Source organism: Methylobacterium sp. GC_Met_2, assembly GCF_026540795.1.
Classification (GTDB): Bacteria; Pseudomonadota; Alphaproteobacteria; order Rhizobiales; family Beijerinckiaceae; genus Methylobacterium.
This window is the reverse complement of record NZ_JALNUM010000050.1, coordinates 1-19,128: the sequence shown is the minus strand read 5'-3', so window position 1 is coordinate 19,128 and position 19,128 is coordinate 1. Positions and strand designations below refer to the sequence as shown.

The following is a 19,128-nucleotide window of genomic DNA, read 5'->3' as shown; positions in this document are numbered from 1 at the left end:
CGTTACCCGTAATCGCCAGCGTGAGCAGGATTGTGCACAGACGAGCCGGACTCAAAGGTGGACCTCTTGTGGCGGTGAAGGCACGTAACTGAAAAAAGTGGCGGCCTGACATTGATCGGGCAGCCGATCATCCGTAACTGGCACTATCATGACAGCGACGGACGGGTGGGTTCTAGCATGAACGCGGGCCTCCGGATGCCTGTATCGCGCCGGCCAAGGGCACGCGAAGGGGCCGTCGCCACACTCGAACGAGCGGATTCGACCATTGGCGATATCACCTGAGCAATCGGCGTTGCTGGATCGCGTCCCGAACCCGGCAGCGTTGCGGCGTCTTCCGGAATCGGAGCTGCAGACGGTGGCGGATGCGGTGCGCGCCGAGATGATCGACGCCGTCTCGATCACCGGCGGCCATCTCGGCTCGGGGCTGGGCGTGGTCGAGCTGACCGTCGCGCTGCACCACGTGTTCGACACCCCCGACGACCGCATCGTCTGGGATGTCGGCCACCAGTGCTACCCGCACAAGATCCTGACCGAGCGCCGCGACCGCATCCGCACGCTGCGCCAGGGCGGCGGCCTGTCCGGCTTCACCAAGCGCTCCGAGAGCGTCTACGACCCGTTCGGCGCGGCGCATTCCTCGACCTCGATCTCGGCGGCGCTCGGCATGGCGGTCGCCCGCGACCTCGACAACGCCACCGCCAAGCACAAGGGCGGGACGCCCAAGCGCCGCAACGCCATCGCGGTGATCGGCGACGGCTCGATGTCGGCCGGCATGGCGTACGAGGCGCTCAACAATGCCGGCGCCCTGCACTCGCGCCTGATCGTCATCCTCAACGACAACGACATGTCGATCGCCCCGCCCGTGGGCGCCATGTCGGCCTACCTCGCCCGCCTCGCCTCGGGCGGCGCCTACCAGACCCTGCGCGAGACCGCCAAGCAGCTCGGCAAGCTCCTGCCGAAGGCGATCTACCAGCGCGCGGCGGCGGCGGAGGAGTATGCCCGCTCGCTCGTGGTCGGCGGCGGCACGATGTTCGAGGAGATGGGCTTCCACTATGTCGGCCCGGTCGACGGGCACAACCTCGACCACCTGCTGCCGGTGCTCAAGAACGTGCGCGACGCCGAGCACGGCCCGATCCTGCTCCACGTGGTCACCCGCAAGGGCAAGGGCTACGCGCCGGCCGAGGCGAGTGCCGACCGCTACCACGGCGTGGTCAAGTTCGACGTGGTCTCGGGCGTCCAGGCCAAGGCCAAGCCGAACGCGCCGGCCTACACGCGGGTGTTCGGCGAGAGCCTGATCAAGGCGGCCGACGCGGATGACAAAGTCGTGGCGATCACCGCGGCGATGCCGGGCGGCACCGGCATCGATCTTTTTGGAAAAGCCCATCCGGACAAGACCTTCGACGTCGGCATCGCGGAGCAGCACGCGGTGACCTTTGCGGGCGGATTGGCGACGGAGGGCTACCGGCCGTTCGTGGCGATCTACTCGACCTTCCTGCAGCGGGCCTACGATCAGGTCGTGCACGACGTGGCGCTGCAGAACCTGCCCGTGCGGTTCTGCCTGGACCGGGCGGGCCTGGTCGGGGCGGACGGGGCGACCCATGCCGGGGCGTTCGATCTGGCGTACCTGTGCTGCCTGCCCAACATGACCGTGATGGCGGCCTCCGACGAGGCCGAGCTGGTCCACATGGTGGCGACCGCGCATGCCCATGACAGCGGCCCGATCGCGCTGCGCTACCCGCGCGGCGAGGGCGTCGGCGTGGAGTTGCCCGAGCGGGGCGAGGCTTTGGCCGTCGGCAAGGGCCGGGTGGTGCGGCGGGACGCAGAGGCGCGGGTGGCGATCCTCTCGCTCGGCACGCGTCTGGCGGAGGCCCTGAAGGCGGCCGATACGCTGTTCGAGCAGGGCGTTGCGGTCACGGTCGCGGATGCACGCTTCGCCAAGCCGCTGGACGAGGCGCTGATCCTGGATCTGGCGCGCGACCACGAGGTGCTGCTGACGATCGAGGAGGGCTCGCGCGGCGGGTTCGGCGCGATGGTGCTGCATCTTCTGGCCGAGAAGGGCGCGCTGGATGCGGGGCGGGTGCGGGTTCGGACGCTGACGCTGCCCGACACGTACCAGGACCACGACAGCCCGGAGAAGATGTACGCCGAGGCCGGCCTCGACGCGCACACCATCGTCAGGACCGCCCTCGATACCCTGCCGGAGCGCAAGGAGGGTCGGTCGCGGCTGCGGCTCGCCTGATCGAAGAGGACTCTGCGCGGGACGCTCCGCGCGGCGGCTCCGCATTCTCACCCGTCGGCACCGCGGCTTGCCGCTTCGCCGGTTCGATGACACAAGCGCGGCCGGCCATCCCCGGCCGCGCCGAGAGACGGTAACCCTCAAGAACCGTGATGGCAGAGGCCACAACCCCCGGCTTTCCCGAGGTCGGCCCCGTGCTGATCACCGGTGCGAGCGGCTTTCTCGGCTCGGCCCTGGTCGACGTGTTCCGTCGCGCCGGCTTCCCGGTGCGCATCCTCGTGCGCGCGTCGAGTCCGCGCCGGAACCTGACCTGGACCGATGTCGAGATCGCCGAGGGCGACATGCGCGATCCGGCCGCTGTGGCGGCGGCGATGCGTGGTCAGCGCTACCTGATCCACGCCGCAGCCGATTACCGGCTGTGGGCACCCGATATGGAAGAAATCGTCCGCACCAACCGCGACGGCACGCGCCTGATGATGCGCGCTGCTCTGCAGGCGGGCATCGAGCGGGTTGTCTACACGTCGAGCGTCGCGACCATCAAGCCGCCGGCCGATGGCGTGACGCCCTCCGACGAGACCATGCCGCTGACGCCCGAGACCGCCATCGGCGCCTACAAGCGCAGCAAGGTCGTGGCCGAGCGCGTGGTCGAAGAGATGGTGGCCCGGGACGGGCTGAAGGCCGTCATCGTCAATCCCTCGACGCCGATCGGCCCGCGCGACGTGAAGCCGACGCCGACGGGGCGGATCATCCAAGAGGCGGCGCTCGGCAAGATGCCGGCCTTCGTCGATACCGGTCTCAACCTCGCCCACGTGGACGACGTGGCGTACGGGCACCTGTTGGCGCTCCGGAAGGGGCGCATCGGCGAGCGATACATCCTGGGTGGCGAGGACGTGTTCCTGTCGCAGATGCTCGCCGACATCGCCGGCATGGTCGGGCGCAAGCCCCCGACCGTGAACCTGCCGCGGGCGGTGGTCTATCCGGTCGCGGTCTTCGCGCAGCTCGCCGCGCGGGTCACCGGGAAACAACCCTTCGCGACGATCGACGGCATCCGCATGTCGCGCTACCGCATGTTCTTTTCCGATCGCAAGGCCCGCGCGGAGCTCGGCTACACGGCCCGGCCCTATCGCGAGGGCCTGTCGGACGCGATCGCATGGTTCCGGGAGGCCGGGTATCTCGCATGAGCACCCTCGACACTGCCACCGCTGCCCGCTCCGGCAAGGGGCACCGCGACGAGAACTTTCCGGTCGCCTCGCACCTGATCCATCCGCAGCACCGCGGTGCGATCCTGGCCTTCTACAACTTCGTCCGCGCCGGCGATGACGTGGCTGACCACGCGGAGCTGTCGCCGGAGCGCAAGATCGAGCTCCTCGACCGGCTGGCGGAGGCGCTGACCGGGGCCGGCCCGGCCGATCCGGAGGCCGCGCCGCTGAAGCGCGAGCTGGCGGCCCGGGTCCTTCCGCCCCGCCACGCCCTCGAATTGCTTGAGGCGTTCCGGATGGACGCCCGGAAGAACCGCTACGCGACCTGGGACGAGTTGATCCACTATTGCCGCTATTCGGCGATGCCGGTGGGGCGCTTCGTCCTCGACGTCCACGGCGAGGATCCGGTACGGGTCTGGGGTCCGTCCGACTCGGTCTGTGCCGCGTTGCAGGTGATCAACCATCTCCAGGATTGCGGCAAGGATTTTGCCGCCCTCGACCGGGTCTACCTGCCGCAGGACATCCTCGACCGGCATGGCGCCACGGTGGCGATGCTGGGCGAGGCCAAGGCGGCGCCGCAGCTCCTGGCGGTGATCCGCGAGCTGGCTCAGAACTGCCTCGACCTGCTCGACGAGGGCGCGATCCTGCCGGATCTGATCGACGATCTGCGCCTCTCGATGGAGATCGCCGCGATCCACCGCCTCGCGGTCGTCCTCGCCCGGGGCCTGCTGGAGCGCGATCCGCTCTCTGAGAAGGTCCGCCACAGCAAGCGTGCTTTCGCGCTCACGGCGCTCGGCGGGGTCGCCGCCACGCTGATGCGCCGCCCCCTCCGGTATCGGACCGTGCGGGCCGCCGCCCGTGGGACGCGCGCGCAGGCCGATCGTTCGTCTCCGGCGAGTCGCTCGTCGCAGGGAAGCCGCCCGTGAGCGCCACCGCGACGCCTGCCCCGGCCGGAACGGAGACGGCCCCGGCGCTCCCGGCTGCCGGTTCTTCCTTCTACACGGCCATGCGCCTGCTGCCGAAGGAGCGGCGGGAGGCCATGTACGCGGTCTACGCCTTCTGCCGGGCGGTGGACGACGTTGCCGATGACGGCGGCACCCGGCCGGTCCGGCAGGCCGAGCTCGACCGCTGGCGGGCCGATATCGACGGGCTCTATGCCGGACGTCCGGTGCCGCGGGTGCGCGACCTCGTCGAGCCGGTACGCCGCTTCGGCCTGAAGCGTGAGGATTTCCAGGCGGTCATCGACGGCATGGCGATGGACGCGATGGAGGACATCGTCGCCCCCGATGCGGAGACCCTCGATCTCTACTGCGACCGGGTCGCGAGTGCGGTGGGGCGCCTGTCGGTGCGGATCTTCGGCATGCCGGAGGCGGACGGCATCGGGCTCGCGTGGCACGAGGGGCGGGCTCTTCAGCTCACCAACATCCTGCGCGACATCGACGAGGATGCCGAGCGCGGCCGTCTCTACCTGCCCCGCGAGAAGCTTGAGGCGATCGGGCTCACCGATCCGACGCCGGTCCAGGCGATCAGCCATCCCCGCATCGGCGAAGTCTGCATGTCCCTCGCCCGCGAGGCCGAGGAGCACTACCAAGCGACCTGGGAGATCATCCGGCGCAGCCCCCGCAAGGCCACCAAGGCGGCTCGGCTGATGGCGGCGGCCTATCATCTCTACTTGAAGGCCGTGCTCGAACGCGGCTGGGCCATGCCCCGGGCCCGGGTGAAGCCCGGCAAGCTCGTGCTGCTCGGCGTCGTCCTCCGCCACGGCGTGATTTGATGGGCACGATTCACGTCGTCGGGGCCGGTCTCGCCGGCCTGTCCGCGGCCGTCGCGCTGGCCGAAACCGGCGCGCGGGTCGTGCTGCACGAGGCGGCGAAGCAGGCGGGCGGGCGCTGCCGCTCCTACTACGATCCGGCCCTCGGCCTGACCCTCGACAACGGCAACCATCTGCTGCTCTCCGGCAATGCCGATGCCCTGGGCTTCCTCAAGACGGTGGGCGCACCCGCGGACGCCCTCGTCGGGCCCGACGCGGCGGAGTTCGATTTCGCCGATCTTGCGACCGGTGAGCGCTGGCGCCTGCGTCCCAATGACGGCCGGCTGCCCTGGTGGGTGATGAGCCCGTCGCGCCGTGTCCCCGGCACGAAGGCGCGCGACTACCTCGCCCCGCTCGGGATCCTGCGGGCGGCCTCCGGCAAGGCGGAGGGGGCGGGCGGCACCATCGGCGCCCATATGGAGTGCACGGGCGACCTCTACCGGCGGCTCTGGCACCCGGTGCTGCTCGCCGCCCTCAACACCGAGCCGCGCGACAGCGATGTCGGGCTCGCCGCCCGGATCCTGCGCGAGACCCTGGGGGCGGGCGGCAAGGCCTGCCGGCCGCTGGTGGCGGTGGAGGGCCTGTCCTACGCCTTCGTCGACCCGGCCCTGCGCTACCTCACGGCCCGCGGCTGCGCGATCCGGCTGGGCCGGCGCCTGCGCGGCCTCGATCTGGCGGAGGGGCGCGTCGCCCAGCTTCAATTCTCGGACGGCGCCGAGGCACTCGGCCCCGAAGACGGGATCGTGCTGGCCCTGCCGCCCTGGGTGGCCCGCGAGGTGTTGCCCGGTCTCCTCGCCCCGGTGGAATTCCGCTCCATCGTCAACGCGCATTTCAAGCTGGTCCCGAAGCCCGGGAGCCCGCTGGTGCTGGGCGTCGTCAATAGCCTCACGGAGTGGCTGTTCGCCTATCCGGACCGGTATTCGGTGACGATCAGCGGTGCCGACAGGCTCCTCGACGTGCCTCGGGAGGATCTCGCTCGCCAGATCTGGTCCGAGATCGCACAGTTGTGTGATCTTGCACCGGAACTGCCTAGCTGGCAGATCGTAAAGGAGAAGCGTGCCACCTTCGCGGCGACGCCGGCGGAAGCCGCGCGGCGCCCGGGGGCTGAAACCGCCTACGACAATCTCGTCCTGGCAGGCGACTGGACCGCCACAGGTCTGCCGTCGACGATCGAGGGAGCGATCCGCTCGGGCAAGACGGCCGCACGCGCCCTGCGCGTTGGATCGGTCGCGCGCTCCGGAACCCCGGCGCGCGGCGCAGCTTGAGGAATTGCGTCCGCCGGGAGGTGGGTGCTCAAGGTCGAGGACGATGAGAGAGGCCGTAAGCAAAGTCGAGCCGCTGCAGCGCTCGAAGACGCAAGGGATCTCGCTGGACGATGTCGAGCGCGGCATCGCGCAGGCGACGCGCGCCCTCGCGACATTGGCCCACGAAGACGGGCACATCTGCTTCGAACTCGAGGCCGATGCCACGATCCCGTCCGAATATATCCTGTTCCACCAGTTCCGCGGCACGCAGATCCGCGACGGCCTCGAGGCCAAGATCGGCCATTACCTGCGCCGCACCCAGGGCCGTCACGGCGGCTGGGCCCTCGTCCACGAGGGGCCGTTCGACATGAGCTGCACCGTCAAGGCGTATTTCGCGCTCAAGATGATCGGCGACGACATCGAGGCGCCGCACATGCGCCGGGCGCGCGAGGGCATCCTGTCCCGCGGCGGCGCGGCCAACGCCAACGTGTTCACCCGGTTCATGCTGGCCCTCTATGGCGAGGTGCCGTGGCGCGCCGTGCCGGTGATGCCTGTCGAGGTGATGTTCCTGCCGAAGTGGTTCCCGTTCCACCTCGACAAGATCAGCTACTGGGCCCGCACCACCGTGGTGCCGCTGTTCGTGCTCCAGGCGACCAAGCCCCGGGCGCGCAACCCGCGCGGCATCAGCGTGCAGGAGTTGTTCGTCACGCCGCCGGAGAGCGTCCGCTCCTGGCCGGGCTCGCCCCACGCCACATGGCCCTGGACGCCGATCTTCGGCTTCATCGACCGGATCCTGCAGTCGGTCGAGAACCACCTGCCGCGCAAGAGCCGGCAACGCGCCATGGAGATGGCCCGCGCTTGGGTCAGCGAGCGTTTGAACGGCGAGGACGGGCTGGGCGCCATCTTCCCCGCCATGGTTAACTCAGTTCTGATGTACGAGGTGATGGGCTATCGTCCCGATCACCCGCAGGTTCGCGTCGCCTGCGACGCCATCGAGAAGCTCGTGGTCGAGAAGGCCGACGAGGCCTATGTCCAACCCTGCGTCTCGCCGGTCTGGGACACGGCTCTGGCGAGCCACGCCCTGCTCGAAGCCGGCAGCCCCGAGGCCGAGGCCCAGGCCCGCGCTGGGCTCGATTGGCTGAAGCCCCGCCAGGTGCTCGACATCGTCGGCGACTGGGCGGCGCGCAAGCCGAAGGTCCGGCCCGGCGGTTGGGCATTCCAGTACGCCAACCCGCACTATCCCGATCTCGACGACACCGCCGTGGTGGTGATGGCGATGGATCGGGCGATGCACCAGCACGGGCTGGTCGTCGGCATGCCTGATTACAAGGTCGCGATCGCCCGTGCCCGGGAATGGGTCGAGGGCTTGCAGTCCGAGGATGGCGGTTGGGCGGCGTTCGACGCCGACAACAACCACATGTACCTCAATCACATCCCGTTCTCGGATCACGGCGCGCTGCTCGATCCGCCGACCGCGGACGTGACCGCCCGTGTGGTCGGCATGCTGGCCCAGCTCGGCGAGACCCGTGCGACCTCCCGGGCTCTGGACCGCGGCGTGAACTACCTCCTGAACGATCAGGAAGAGGACGGCTCCTGGTACGGCCGATGGGGCATGAATTTCATCTATGGGACGTGGTCGGTGCTGTGCGCGCTGAACGCGGCCAGGGTGGATTCGGCCGACCCGCGGATCCAGCGGGCGGTCTCCTGGCTGATCCGAATCCAGAACCCGGATGGCGGCTGGGGCGAGGACGCCTCCTCGTACAAGATCGATCCGGCCTTCGAGCCGGGCTCGTCCACGGCCTCGCAGACCGCCTGGGCGTTGCTGGCTCTGATGGCGGCCGGCGCGGTCGACGATCCGGCCGTGACGCGGGGCATCAATTTCCTGACCCGTACGCAGGGCGCGGACGGGTTCTGGAAGGAAGAGCGCTACACCGCCACCGGCTTCCCGCGGGTGTTCTACCTGCGGTATCATGGCTACCCGAAGTTCTTCCCGCTTTGGGCGATGGCGCGTTACCGCAACCTCAAGCGTACCAACAGCCGGCGCGTCCAGTTCGGTATGTGATGCGACGGGGCCGGTTCGGACGGGCTGGCCCCACTTTCCACCGGATCGCAGCGCGTTCGGCCGTCCCGGTGACCGACCTGCGAGCCCCGGTATCCGACACGTGGCCTCTTCAGACAGCGACCGAGCGGGGTCGGGCGAGTCCGGTTCACAGCAGGACCAACCTGCTGTCGTGCCGCGGCGTTCACGCCTGCTTGCGGACCTCGCCGGACTGGTCCACCAGCGGACCATGATCGACCCCACTGCACCCGTCCTGGCCGTCACAGGCCTCGCCCGCGAGCGCCGCATGGCAGCCGGGGATGGGGTCGAGGCTGTGGGCGCCGGCGGAAACCCGCACCGGCTTCGTCAACTTCTCGACGCACGCGTGCCGCCGGGTTGCCGGGCGGTGGTGAGCTTTGGCATTGCGGGCGGCCTCGATCCCTCGCTCAAGCCGGGCGATGTGGTGGTGGGCACCGGCGTCGTCGGCGAAGAGGGGCGGCGGGCAGCCGATCTCGATCTCTCGGCCACGCTCCTCAACCTCCTGTCCGGAGTCGGGCCGCGGGTCATCCCGGCCGATCTGGCCGGGGTCGATGCGGCCATCCTCGCCGTCGATGGCAAGACCGATCTGCGCGCCAGGACGGGTGCGGCGGCCGTCGACATGGAATCCCACGTGGCGGCGGCCTTCGCCGGGCGGCACGGTCTGCCTTTCGCCGCGGTGCGGGTGATCTGCGATCCCGCCGGCCAGGCGCTGCCGGCTTTCGCCGCCGAGGCCCTTACGGTCGACGGCGAGCCCGACATCGCCGCGGTGTTCTTCGCCTTCGCCCGGGGCAGGGCGCGGTTGGGCGATCTGATGCGCCTCGCCAAGGATTCGAACGCGGCCTTCGCGGCGCTCGGCCGGTGCCGGACACGGCTCGGACCTGGGCTTGGTGTTCCCGTCAACGGTGAAGCCCGGTCCGGCTGACGGCTTCGGCGCGTCTCCCGGGCGTGTCGGCCGGCCCAAAAAAGAGGCGCGGGACCATACGGCCCGCGCCAGTCGGAGGTCACCATGAGACGGCGCGAGGCGGACAGCCCCACGCCGGGAGGAACCGACTTCAGCCAGCGTTCTTGCTGAGCGAGACCGCGACGAAGCGGGTCTGGCCCTTGCCGCTCTTCACCCGCATCAGCACGGCCTTGCGTCCGCTCGACTCGGCGGCCCGGATCTGCGCGGCTACGTCCGAGGGACGGGACACGCTCTGGCCGCCGACATCGAGGATCACGTCGCCGGCCTCGATGCCCTTGGCGGCGGCCGGCCCGTCGGGATCGACCTGGACCACGGCGACACCCTGATCGGACAGACCGACATCACCGGCCGGGGCGAGCTGGAGACCGAGCCGGGGCTGGCCGTTCGTCGAGTCGTCGTCACTGCGGCTCGCCACCTTGGTGCCGTCGGTCGGCATGGTGCCGAGCGTCACGGTGGCGGTGTCGGACTTGCCGCCGCGCAGGTAGCTCAGTTCGACCTTGGCGCCAGGCTTCATGCCGGCGATCCTGCGCGACAGCTCACGGGCGCTGTCCACGGTGTCGCCGTTGACCTTCTCGATCACGTCGCCGGCCTTCAGGCCGGCCTTGGCCGCCGGAGTGCCGTTCTCGGCATGGTCGACGAGCGCGCCCTTGGCCTTGTCGAGGCCCAGACCCTCGGCGATGTCCTGCGTCACCGGCTGGATCTGCACGCCGAGATAGCCGCGGGCGACCTTGCCGTCCGTGCGGAGCTGATCGACCACCGCCTGCACGGTCTCGGCCGGGATCGCGAAGGCGAGGCCGACGCTGCCGCCCGAGGGGGACGCGATGGCGGTGTTCATGCCGACCACCTCGCCGTTGACGTTGAAGGTCGGGCCGCCCGAATTGCCCTTGTTGATCGGGGCGTCGATCTGCAGGAAATCGTCGTAAGGACCGGCGCCGATATCGCGGCCGCGGGCCGAGACGATGCCGGCGGTCACAGTGCCGCCGAGGCCGAACGGGTTGCCGATCGCCACCACCCAGTCACCCACCTGCGGTGCGGCCTTGCCGAACTGCACGTACGGGAAGCTGGAGCCCTCCGTGATCTTCAGCAGCGCCACATCGGTCTTGGCATCCTTGCCGATCACCTTCGCGTCGAGGGTGCGGCCGTCATCCAGCGTGACCTGCACCGTCTTGGCATGGTCGACTACGTGGTTGTTGGTCACCACGTAGCCATCGGCCGAGATGATGAAGCCGGAACCGACCGCGCCGCGCGGGCCCTGGTGCTGGGGCTGCATGCCGCCGCCGCCAGGGCCGTTCTGGCCGAAGCGCTTGAAGAACTCGCGCAGCTGCGGCGGCACGTTCTGGAGGTTGCGGCCCTGGTTCGGCCCGTCCTCGTCGTCGCTGCTGCTGCTCGCGGAATCGTCGAGCTTGACCTTCACCGAGACCACGCCCGGCTTCACCTTGTTGACGATGCCGGCAAACGAGCCCGGCGGATGCTCAGGAGCCTCGATCGGCGACTTGGGAAGCGCCTGGGCGTAGGCCGGGGTGGCAGTCGGCAGGTATCCGCTGCCCAGCGCACCGCCGGCGATCAACGCGGCGGCAGCCACCGAGGCAAGGGCGCTACGCGAGGTGCGGCCGGAAGGACGGGTCTCGGTCATGGGGAGTCTCAACCTCTCGGGAATGATCGGGACGACGCCGGTTCAGGCGACGGTCGATGCAATCGGTCTACAGGGAGGCCCCTGACCCGGGCGTGGCGGTCACATTACGGTTTGGACAGGTCGTGGGTCCCTCGGCACCTGCCGGTAGGACGGACGTCGCCGGTGATCTCAGCGGGTCGCCCGGTAACCCAGTCCGAGCCGGTTGCTTACGGCAGACGAGCGGCGGTCGCGCGCCAAGATCCGGCATCGGCTTCGCGGCTTCGCGCATCGGCCATGATCACGCATCCGGTCGTCGGCGCGGTCCTGCTGTGGCTTTCGGATCGCTGCCGCTGAGCAGGTTGATGCGCCGGGACACCTCGCGCTGAATGAGCGCCCGTAGAGCCTCGTGCACGAGGTTCGATGTGTTGCGGATGTCGGTAAACCGCCGAGCGTCCTCAACGAGCTTGTCATCGAGCGTGATCGTCGTGCGCATGCCAACCTCGTGCGCGGCATCAGCGATTGCATCCGGTCACGCGATCGCAGATGTCCTGCTCTCGACCTCATGCTGAAGTTCTGGAGCGCGGCGAAGGCCTCCAGGGAGACCCCCACGGGTTGAGCGGCTGGCTGAAGCCTTCCTTCAATCCCCGCTCAGCCGCGCGAGCGCCTCCTCGATCTTGGCGAGCAACGCCGCCTGGGTCTCCCGCCGCTCGCGGTTCTCCTCGATGATATCCTCGGGGGCCCGGGCGACGAAATCGGCATTGCCGAGCTTGGCGTCCACCTTCTTGATCTCGCCTTGGGCCTTCGCTTGTTCCTTCCTGAGGCGCGCAACCTCGGCGGCGAGGTCGACGACGCCCTCCAGCGGCAGCGCGGCGACGCTGCCACGCACCAGCAACTGGACTGAGTTCTTCGGGGGCGCATCCGCGAAGGTGATCTCGGACAGGCGCGCGAGGCGCAGCAGCGTGTCCCGCCACGCCTCGACCCGGGACCGAACAGCCGAATCTGAGCTGACCATCACCAGGGGGATCTGCGCGGCGGCCGGCACGTTCGTCTCGGAGCGGGCCGAGCGGACCTGCGTGACGAGATCGACCACGAAGCCGACCTCGGCCTCGGCCGCCGCGTCGGCGAGGCCGCCGAGGTCCGGCCACGACGCGAGGGTCAGGAGGCCGCGCTCGGGCTGGTCGGCCCCCTTGATCGCCCACAGTTCCTCCGTGAGGAACGGCATGAACGGGTGCAGGAGCTTGGCGACCTGATCGATCAGGAACGCAACGCTCGCCTGCGTTTCCGTCCGGACGGCCGGATCGACGCTTTCGCCCTGGAGGACGGGCTTCGCGAGTTCGAGATACCAATCGCAGAAGATGTTCCAGACGAACCGGTAGGCCGCGCCCGCCGCATCGTTGAAACGGAAGGCTTCCAGCGCCGCCGCCACCTCGTCGACCGCCCGGGCGGCCTCGGTGAGCGCCCAGCGGTTGATCGCGCCCGTGGCGGCGCGCGGGTCGAAGGCCGGATCCAGGCGGCAGCCATTCAGCTCGGCGAAGCGGGCGGCGTTCCAGAGCTTGGTGGTGAAGTTGCGGTAATCCTTGACCCTGTCCTCCGACAGTTTGATGTCGCGGCCCTGGACGGCCAGCGCGCAGAGCGTGAAGCGCAGGGCGTCCGCCCCCATCTTCTCGATGAGTTCGAGGGGATCGACGACGTTGCCCTTGGACTTCGACATCTTCGCACCCGACGCGTCCCGCACCAGGGTGTGCAGGTAGACCGTGTCGAACGGCGCCCGGTCGGTGAGGTGCAGGCCCATCATCATCATCCGGGCGACCCAGAAGAACAGGATATCCTTGCCGGTCACCAGGGTGTTGGTCGGGTAGTAGCGGGCGAGTTCCGGGGTCTTGTCCGGCCAGCCCAGCGTCGAGAACGGCCAGAGCGCCGACGAGAACCACGTGTCGAGCACATCCTCGTCGCGGGTGAGCGCAACCGGCCGGCCGCGCATCGCCGCGGCCTCGGCCAGCGCCTCGTCCTCGCTCTCGGCGACGAAGATGCCGCCCGCCTCGTCGTACCAGACCGGGATCTGATGGCCCCACCAGAGCTGGCGCGAGATGCACCAGGGCTCGATGTTGGTCAGCCACTGGAAGAAGATCTTCTCGTGGTTCTCGGGCAGGAACTTGGTCTGCCCGTCGCGCACCGCCTGGAGCGCGCGCTCGGCCAACGGCTTGACGTTCACGTACCACTGGTCGGTGAGATACGGCTCGATCACCACGCCCGAACGGTCGCCGTGCGGGACCGCGTGGGTATTCGGCTCGATCGTGCGCAGGCGCTCGCGCGCCTCCATCAACGCGACCACGGCCTTACGGGCCTGCGCCCGGTCGAGGCCGTGCAACGCGAGGGCTTCCGGCTCGGGCGATGCCCCGTCGAGGAAGGCCGCGTTGCCGTCCAGTAGCATTTTGCCCTCGGGGTCGAGGACGTTGATCAGGCCGAGATCGTGCCGCCGGCCGACCTCGAAGTCGTTGAAATCGTGGGCCGGGGTGATCTTGACCGCGCCGGTGCCCTTCTCGGGGTCGGAATAGTCGTCGGCGACGATCGGGATCAGCCGGCCGACCAGCGGCAGGCGCACGCGCTTGCCGACCAGCGCCGTGTAGCGCGCGTCCTCGGGATGGACCGCGACACCGGTATCGCCCAGCATCGTCTCGGGGCGGGTGGTCGCCACCGTGATGATGGCGCCGGTCTCGTGGCCGGACTCGTCCACCACCGGGTAGTCGAAGTGCCAGAGATGGCCCTTCACCTCGACCTGCTGGACCTCAAGGTCCGAGATCGCGGTCTGGAATTTCGGGTCCCAGTTCACCAGCCGCTTGTCGCGGTAGATCAGGCCCTGCCGGTGCAGGTCCACGAAGGTCTTGAGCACGGCGCGGCTCAGGCCCTCGTCCATGGTGAAGCGCTCGCGCGACCAGTCGCAGGAGGCGCCGAGACGCTTCAACTGGTTGACGATGGCGCCGCCGGATTCAGCCTTCCAGGTCCAGACCTTCTCGACGAAGGCGGCGCGGCCGATCTCGCGGCGGCCGGGCTCCTGGGCCTGCGCCATCCGCCGCTCGACCACCATCTGGGTGGCGATGCCGGCATGGTCGGTCCCGGGCTGCCAGAGCACGTCCTTGCCGCGCATGCGCTCGAAGCGGCAGAGCACGTCCTGCAGGGTGTTGTTGAGGGCGTGGCCCATATGCAGCGAGCCCGTCACGTTCGGCGGCGGGATCACGATGCAGTAGGGGGGCGCACCGGCGCGCTCGGGCCGGCCGGCGCGGAAGGCGCCCGCCTCTTCCCAGGCGGCGGAGATCCGCGCCTCGACGGAGGCGGGCTCGAAGGTCTTGTCCATCATCGCGGGTACGGGCGGGCGCTTGTCCAAACGGGGTCGGTCCCGCTTTCGACCGTCACGCCGCTCCCGTCAACACGTAGCTCAGCGGCCGCGCGAGACCCGCTCGATCTCCGCGCGCACCAGCCGCTCGACCACGGCCGGCAGGTTGTCGTCGAGCCAGGATTTCAGCATCGGCCGGAGCATCTCCTTGACGAGATCCTCCAGGGTCCGGGCGTTCTGGGTCAGGACGGTGTGGGCGAGCAGGTTGAAGGCGCCGCTCACGCTGGCATCCGTCGACGGTGAGACCAGGGCCTCCGGCTCGAAAGCCAGCTCCGGCTCCGGCTCGCGCGGTCGTGCCGCGGCCTGAACTGCCGGCTGCGGCGGTGCCGCCGGCGGCGGCAGGGGCGCAGCCGCAACCGGCTTGGGTTCCGGTTTGGGCTCTGGCTCGAAGGCCGGCGCGTCGAAGTCGATCGCGTCGAAATCGAGCGGCTCGGGCTCCGGCGCGACGGCGCGGGGGCGCACCACCGGCTGGGCGACCTCGGCGAGGTCGAGCACGTCGTCGGGCTCCGGCTCGGGCAAGGCTTCGGCGGGCTTGGTCGCCTGATCGTCGGCGATGATCCGCCGGATCGAGGCGAGGATCTCCTCCATCGAAGGCTCCTGCCCCTTATCGGCAGCCTTGTCCTGGAATTTCGTATCCGGGATCTTGGGGCTAGCTGCACTCATCGGCAGGCGCACTCGGCATGGGAGACTGGAACGCGACCCGATTGGGTCGATGTTCAATCAGTATTCCATGCCGTTTCGTCGCGGCAAGCGTGGTTTCACCACACTCCCGTGAAAAGGCGTCAGCGGCCGTCCGGAGTGCGCAGGCCGAACCACAGGTCCTTGACCTGATCGTAGTGGACCTTGGCGCTGTAGTACTCGACCGGCAGGGCGGTGAACCGGGCCGTCAGCTGTCCGATCGCCTGAACCACCCCGTAGGAGTAGATCACGCGGTCGCGCTGGGCGAGGATCAGGTTCACGCGCGAGTTCAGGAGTTCCTGCTGCGCGTTCAACACGTCGAGGGTGGTGCGCTGACCGACCCGGGCTTCCTCGCGCACGCCGTTCAGCGCCACTTCGTTGGCCTGGACCTGCGCCTGGGCGGCGATGACCTGCGCCTTTGCGGCTTCGAGCAGGCCCCAGAAGCTGACGATCTGCGCCCGAACCTGGTCGCGGACCTGATCGACCAGGATGCGGGTCTGGCCAACCGTCTCCTTCGCCTGCCGGATCTGCGCGTAGGTCTGGCCGCCCTCGTAGATCGGGATGTTGAGCCGCCCGCCGACGAAGCCGACGAAGTAGGACTGGTTCGGGCCGGTCTGATCGTAGATCTGGCTCAGCGATCCCTGAAGACTCAGGTTCGGCGCGAGCTGGCCTTCGAGCACCTTGACCTGCGCCTCGGCCGCATCGACGGCGTGAATGGCCGACACGATCTGCGGATGCTCGCGCAGGCCGATGGCGATGGCCGCATCCAGCGAGGCCGGCACGAACCGGTCCAGCGGCCGGCCGGGCGCGAGCTGCCGCGGCTCGACGCCGATGTTCTGCCGATAGATGCCGATGCTGGTGCGCAGGGTCGATTCAGCCGTGCTGACCTGTGAACGAGCCCCGGCGAGGCGGGCCTCGGCCTGCGCCACGTCCGTGCGGGTCACCTCGCCGACGTTGAACCGGTCCCGGGTCTGCCGCAGCTGCTCCTCCAGAACTTCGACGTTGTTCCGGTTGAGTTCGAGCGTCGCCGTGTTGCTCAGCACGTTCATGTAGGCCTGAACGGCATTGTAGAGCACGGTCAGCTCGGTGAAGCGCAGGGTCTCGCGCTGGCTGTAGACGTTCGATTCGGCGCGGCGTGTCTGGTTGTCGGTCTGGAAGCCGTTGAAGATCGTCTGTGAGACGGTCAGGCTCGCCGTGGTCGGGAGATAGGTCGTCCGAACCGTCCTGCTCGACGTGATCGACTGCGCGGTGGTCGCGGTCGAGGCCTCGGCGCCGCCCACCCCGCCGGCTCCGGTCGCGGACGTCCCGCTCGTTCCGGTGCTGGTGGTTCCGATGCCGGTCGATGTGCCGACGCCCGTGGTTCCCGTCGATGTCCCGAGGCCGGTTGTTCCGACGCCGGATGTTACACCCGAGGTCCCGGCGGTCGCCGTCGTCGCGCCCGTCGCGGCCGCACCGGCCGCCGCCGCCGCCGTGCTGGAACTGCGGGTCTGAAGGTACTGGACGCCGATCGTCGCGCCGACATTCACCTGCGGCCGATACCCGGATTGGGCGATGGCCACGTTCTCATCGATCGCGCGCACCCCGGCGCGGCCGGCATTGAGGGTCGGGTTACCCTGATAGGCTTTCGCGAGGGCGCTCTCCAACGTCTCGGCGGTGGCCGGGGCCGCTGCAGAGATCGCGAGCCCGGACGCCATCATTCCGATCGCGCGGAACGTGGAGCGAGTCGCTGGCGGACGTCGTGTCACGATGAACAAGCCCTTCCGGCCTTTTCCGATCCGAATATGTGCGACGAAAACAGCCAAGGTAAGGCAGTCCGTTGGTATCCGATCAAGCCCGCCCCACAGTCACGCTTAGCGCAAATTGGTCGCTTTGGCTTGCGCCGAGGGGCCGGGCGAGTCGGAATGTACGGCGGTTGGGGCATTAAGGTGACACATCGCCCAACCGCCCGGAAAGGCTGACGGGGGCGACCCGCGGGACTCGCGTCGGACTGGGGTCCGACAAGCGCGGTTCCCCGCGGACTGCACGAATCGCTGTGCCGCAACCTGCCCGTTCGAACACGACCTCGGCTTTGCGCAGGCTCGGGTCGGTAGTCGTCGGCCGCCGGTTCAGGACGGCACGCGGGACTGATCGCTTCACAGACAATCTCGGCCCGTGATATCGACGTCAAGTCCGAGACACGTGAATTCCAGTCGAAGGCCGCCCCCGGACTGTCATCCATGGGCGGCGCGCGGCGGCCTCTCGGGGCCGCGCTTCGGGCTGAGACGGATCGGCTTTGGCGTTGAGGCAGCATGCAGATCGAGCTGATCGGAGTCGTCGCCTTCCTGATCGGGCTCATCAGCTTGGGACGCAGTCCCGGCTTCTCGGTCTACATGGTCTTCCTCAGCACGCTGCTGGGGGCATCCGCGGCCGCCATCCTGTCGGCGCTGGGCGGGGCCAGCCTGCAGCCGGCCCATCTCATGCTCGCCTTCGTTCTGCTGAAGGTCGGGACGAATCCCTACCGCCTTGCCGATGGACTGTCCTCCTTGAGCTTCCCGCGGCCGGGGTTCTGGCTCCTGATCACGGTGCTGTACGCGCTGGCCGGCTCGGTGCTGATCACGCGCCTGTTCGCGGGCAGCACGAACGTCTACTCGATCGCCCGCCTGGGCGATGGCGTCCGGATCGCCCTCGTGCCGCTGGTTCCGACGACCGGTAACCTGACGCAGAGCCTGTACTTCGCCTCTGATCTTCTGGCCTACGTCGCGTTCTACGCCTGCTCCCGGGAATTGGGCTCGCGCAGCCTGTCGGTCCTCTGTTCCGCGGCCGTGGTCTGTGCCTTCGCCAATCTGGCCTTCGGGCTGATCGACGTCGCGACCTATCTCACGGGGACCGGAGAACTTTTGTCGTTCCTTAGAAATGCCGGCTACACCATGCTGGTCGAGGTCGAGATGGCCGGCTTCAAGCGGGTGGTCGGCTCCTTCTCCGAAGCCTCCACGTATGGGTCGGCCTCGCTGTTTCTGTTCACCTTCACCGGGAAGATGTGGCTCGAAGAGGTGTTCACCCGGCGCGCGGGCCTGGCCGCCGCTGCGTCGCTCATCGCGGTCATCGCGTCGACCTCGACGACCGCCTATGCCGGCTTGGCCATCGTCGTGACCTTCGAGTACCTGAATTGCCTGTACATGCTGGTCATCCACCGGAGATCGACCCGCAACGCGACGCTGTTCCTGTTCCTCGGCCCGTTCGTCGTCGCGTTCCTCGTGATGCTCGGCGCGCTGCAGGAATCGGTCTGGAATGCCGTCCAGAACATCTATCAAGCGGCGTTCTCGGAAAAGCTGACCTCCGATTCCGGCATCGAGCGAAGCTCCTGGAACTACCAGGGGCTGCAGAACCTCTTCGAGACGAACGGGCTCGGCGTCGGTGTCGGCAGCACCCGGACATCCAGCTGGCCGCTCGCGGTGCTGGCGAGCCTCGGGATCATCGGCACGGTCACGTATTTCGCGTTCGTGCTCCTGTTCTTCTTCGCCCGTCCCTCCAAAGATGACCGGACGCGGAGCTTCCAGAAGAGCATCCGCTTGGCCTGCATCTGTCAGGTGGTCCTGGGTTCGATCGGATCTCCGTTCGTCGACCTTGGCTTGTTGTTCTTCATGTGTGCCGGCATGTCGATGGCCGTCAGCGAGAGCGAGAAGAGCGCCTCCGTGGCGCGGGCGCAGATGCTGGCGGGGGGCGTGCCGGCGGAGTGAGGCCGCTTGCGGTCGATGCGGTCGGCTCCTGACCCTGTGCGCGGGGTGCGAACGCGGCCAGAGGCACGCCTCGCTCACGGATGTTGCGCCGGCTTGGGTGGCTGTGCTGCGCTCACGCTGACGGTCCGAGATGCCGGCCTCCTCGACATGCGCGTCATCGTCCCCGCGCGCTCGTCGCGCCGGGGGCATGGCCCAAGAAGCAACACA

General features: G+C 68.8%; 13 protein-coding genes. 8 read left to right on the top strand and 5 right to left on the bottom strand.

Annotation, left to right across the window (positions count from 1 at the left end; all coding sequences use genetic code 11):
* Positions 1-295: 295 nt before the first annotated feature.
* The 7 genes from dxs to OXS49_RS17500 all read left to right on the top strand — a co-directional run bounded on the left by dxs (position 296) and on the right by OXS49_RS17500 (position 9,485).
* Positions 296-2,236, top strand: coding sequence for a 1-deoxy-D-xylulose-5-phosphate synthase (dxs, locus tag OXS49_RS17530; RefSeq protein ID WP_267425898.1), 1,941 nt, complete (start codon positions 296-298; stop codon positions 2,234-2,236).
* A gap of 149 nt (positions 2,237-2,385) precedes the next feature.
* The gene (gene hpnA / locus OXS49_RS17525; RefSeq protein ID WP_267425880.1) at positions 2,386-3,414 is read left to right on the top strand and encodes a hopanoid-associated sugar epimerase; all 1,029 of its coding nucleotides are present in this window, start codon (positions 2,386-2,388) and stop codon (positions 3,412-3,414) included.
* Positions 3,411-4,358 (top strand): squalene synthase HpnC, encoded by a 948-nt coding sequence (gene hpnC / locus OXS49_RS17520; protein WP_267425878.1) that lies wholly within the window; start codon positions 3,411-3,413, stop codon positions 4,356-4,358. The genes hpnA and hpnC overlap by 4 nt, the downstream gene beginning before the upstream one ends.
* Positions 4,355-5,206, top strand: a complete 852-nt coding sequence (gene hpnD, locus OXS49_RS17515; RefSeq protein ID WP_267425876.1) for a presqualene diphosphate synthase HpnD — start codon at positions 4,355-4,357, stop codon at positions 5,204-5,206. The genes hpnC and hpnD overlap by 4 nt, the downstream gene beginning before the upstream one ends.
* Positions 5,206-6,507: a hydroxysqualene dehydroxylase HpnE gene (hpnE, locus tag OXS49_RS17510; RefSeq protein ID WP_267425875.1), complete on the top strand. Its 1,302-nt coding sequence runs from the start codon at positions 5,206-5,208 to the stop codon at positions 6,505-6,507. The genes hpnD and hpnE overlap by 1 nt, the downstream gene beginning before the upstream one ends.
* Positions 6,508-6,550: 43 nt before the next feature.
* Positions 6,551-8,548: a squalene--hopene cyclase gene (gene shc / locus OXS49_RS17505; RefSeq protein WP_267425874.1), complete on the top strand. Its 1,998-nt coding sequence runs from the start codon at positions 6,551-6,553 to the stop codon at positions 8,546-8,548.
* Positions 8,549-8,774: 226 nt separating this feature from the next.
* Positions 8,775-9,485 (top strand): phosphorylase, encoded by a 711-nt coding sequence (locus OXS49_RS17500; RefSeq protein ID WP_267425897.1) that lies wholly within the window; start codon positions 8,775-8,777, stop codon positions 9,483-9,485.
* 130 nt (positions 9,486-9,615) lie between these two features.
* Here OXS49_RS17500 and OXS49_RS17495 read toward each other — a convergent pair whose 3' ends face one another.
* The 5 genes from OXS49_RS17495 to OXS49_RS17475 form a co-directional block, all read right to left on the bottom strand.
* Positions 9,616-11,157, bottom strand: a complete 1,542-nt coding sequence (locus OXS49_RS17495) for a Do family serine endopeptidase (protein ID WP_267425873.1) — start codon at positions 11,155-11,157, stop codon at positions 9,616-9,618.
* A gap of 277 nt (positions 11,158-11,434) precedes the next feature.
* Positions 11,435-11,629 carry a type II toxin-antitoxin system VapB family antitoxin gene (locus OXS49_RS17490; RefSeq protein ID WP_267425872.1) on the bottom strand — a complete coding sequence of 65 codons (195 nt, stop codon included), beginning with the start codon at positions 11,627-11,629 and terminating at the stop codon, positions 11,435-11,437.
* 144 nt (positions 11,630-11,773) lie between these two features.
* Entirely contained in the window at positions 11,774-14,491 is a 2,718-nt protein-coding gene (locus OXS49_RS17485; RefSeq protein WP_267425895.1) for a valine--tRNA ligase, read from the bottom strand.
* 78 nt (positions 14,492-14,569) lie between these two features.
* Positions 14,570-15,190 (bottom strand): DUF2497 domain-containing protein, encoded by a 621-nt coding sequence (locus OXS49_RS17480; protein ID WP_267425870.1) that lies wholly within the window; start codon positions 15,188-15,190, stop codon positions 14,570-14,572.
* A gap of 119 nt (positions 15,191-15,309) precedes the next feature.
* Positions 15,310-16,899, bottom strand: a complete 1,590-nt coding sequence (locus OXS49_RS17475) for a TolC family outer membrane protein (protein ID WP_244007894.1) — start codon at positions 16,897-16,899, stop codon at positions 15,310-15,312.
* Positions 16,900-17,493: 594 nt separating this feature from the next.
* Between OXS49_RS17475 and OXS49_RS17470 the strand changes: the two genes are divergently transcribed.
* Positions 17,494-18,921: a hypothetical protein gene (locus tag OXS49_RS17470; RefSeq protein ID WP_267425868.1), complete on the top strand. Its 1,428-nt coding sequence runs from the start codon at positions 17,494-17,496 to the stop codon at positions 18,919-18,921.
* Positions 18,922-19,128: the final 207 nt, after the last annotated feature.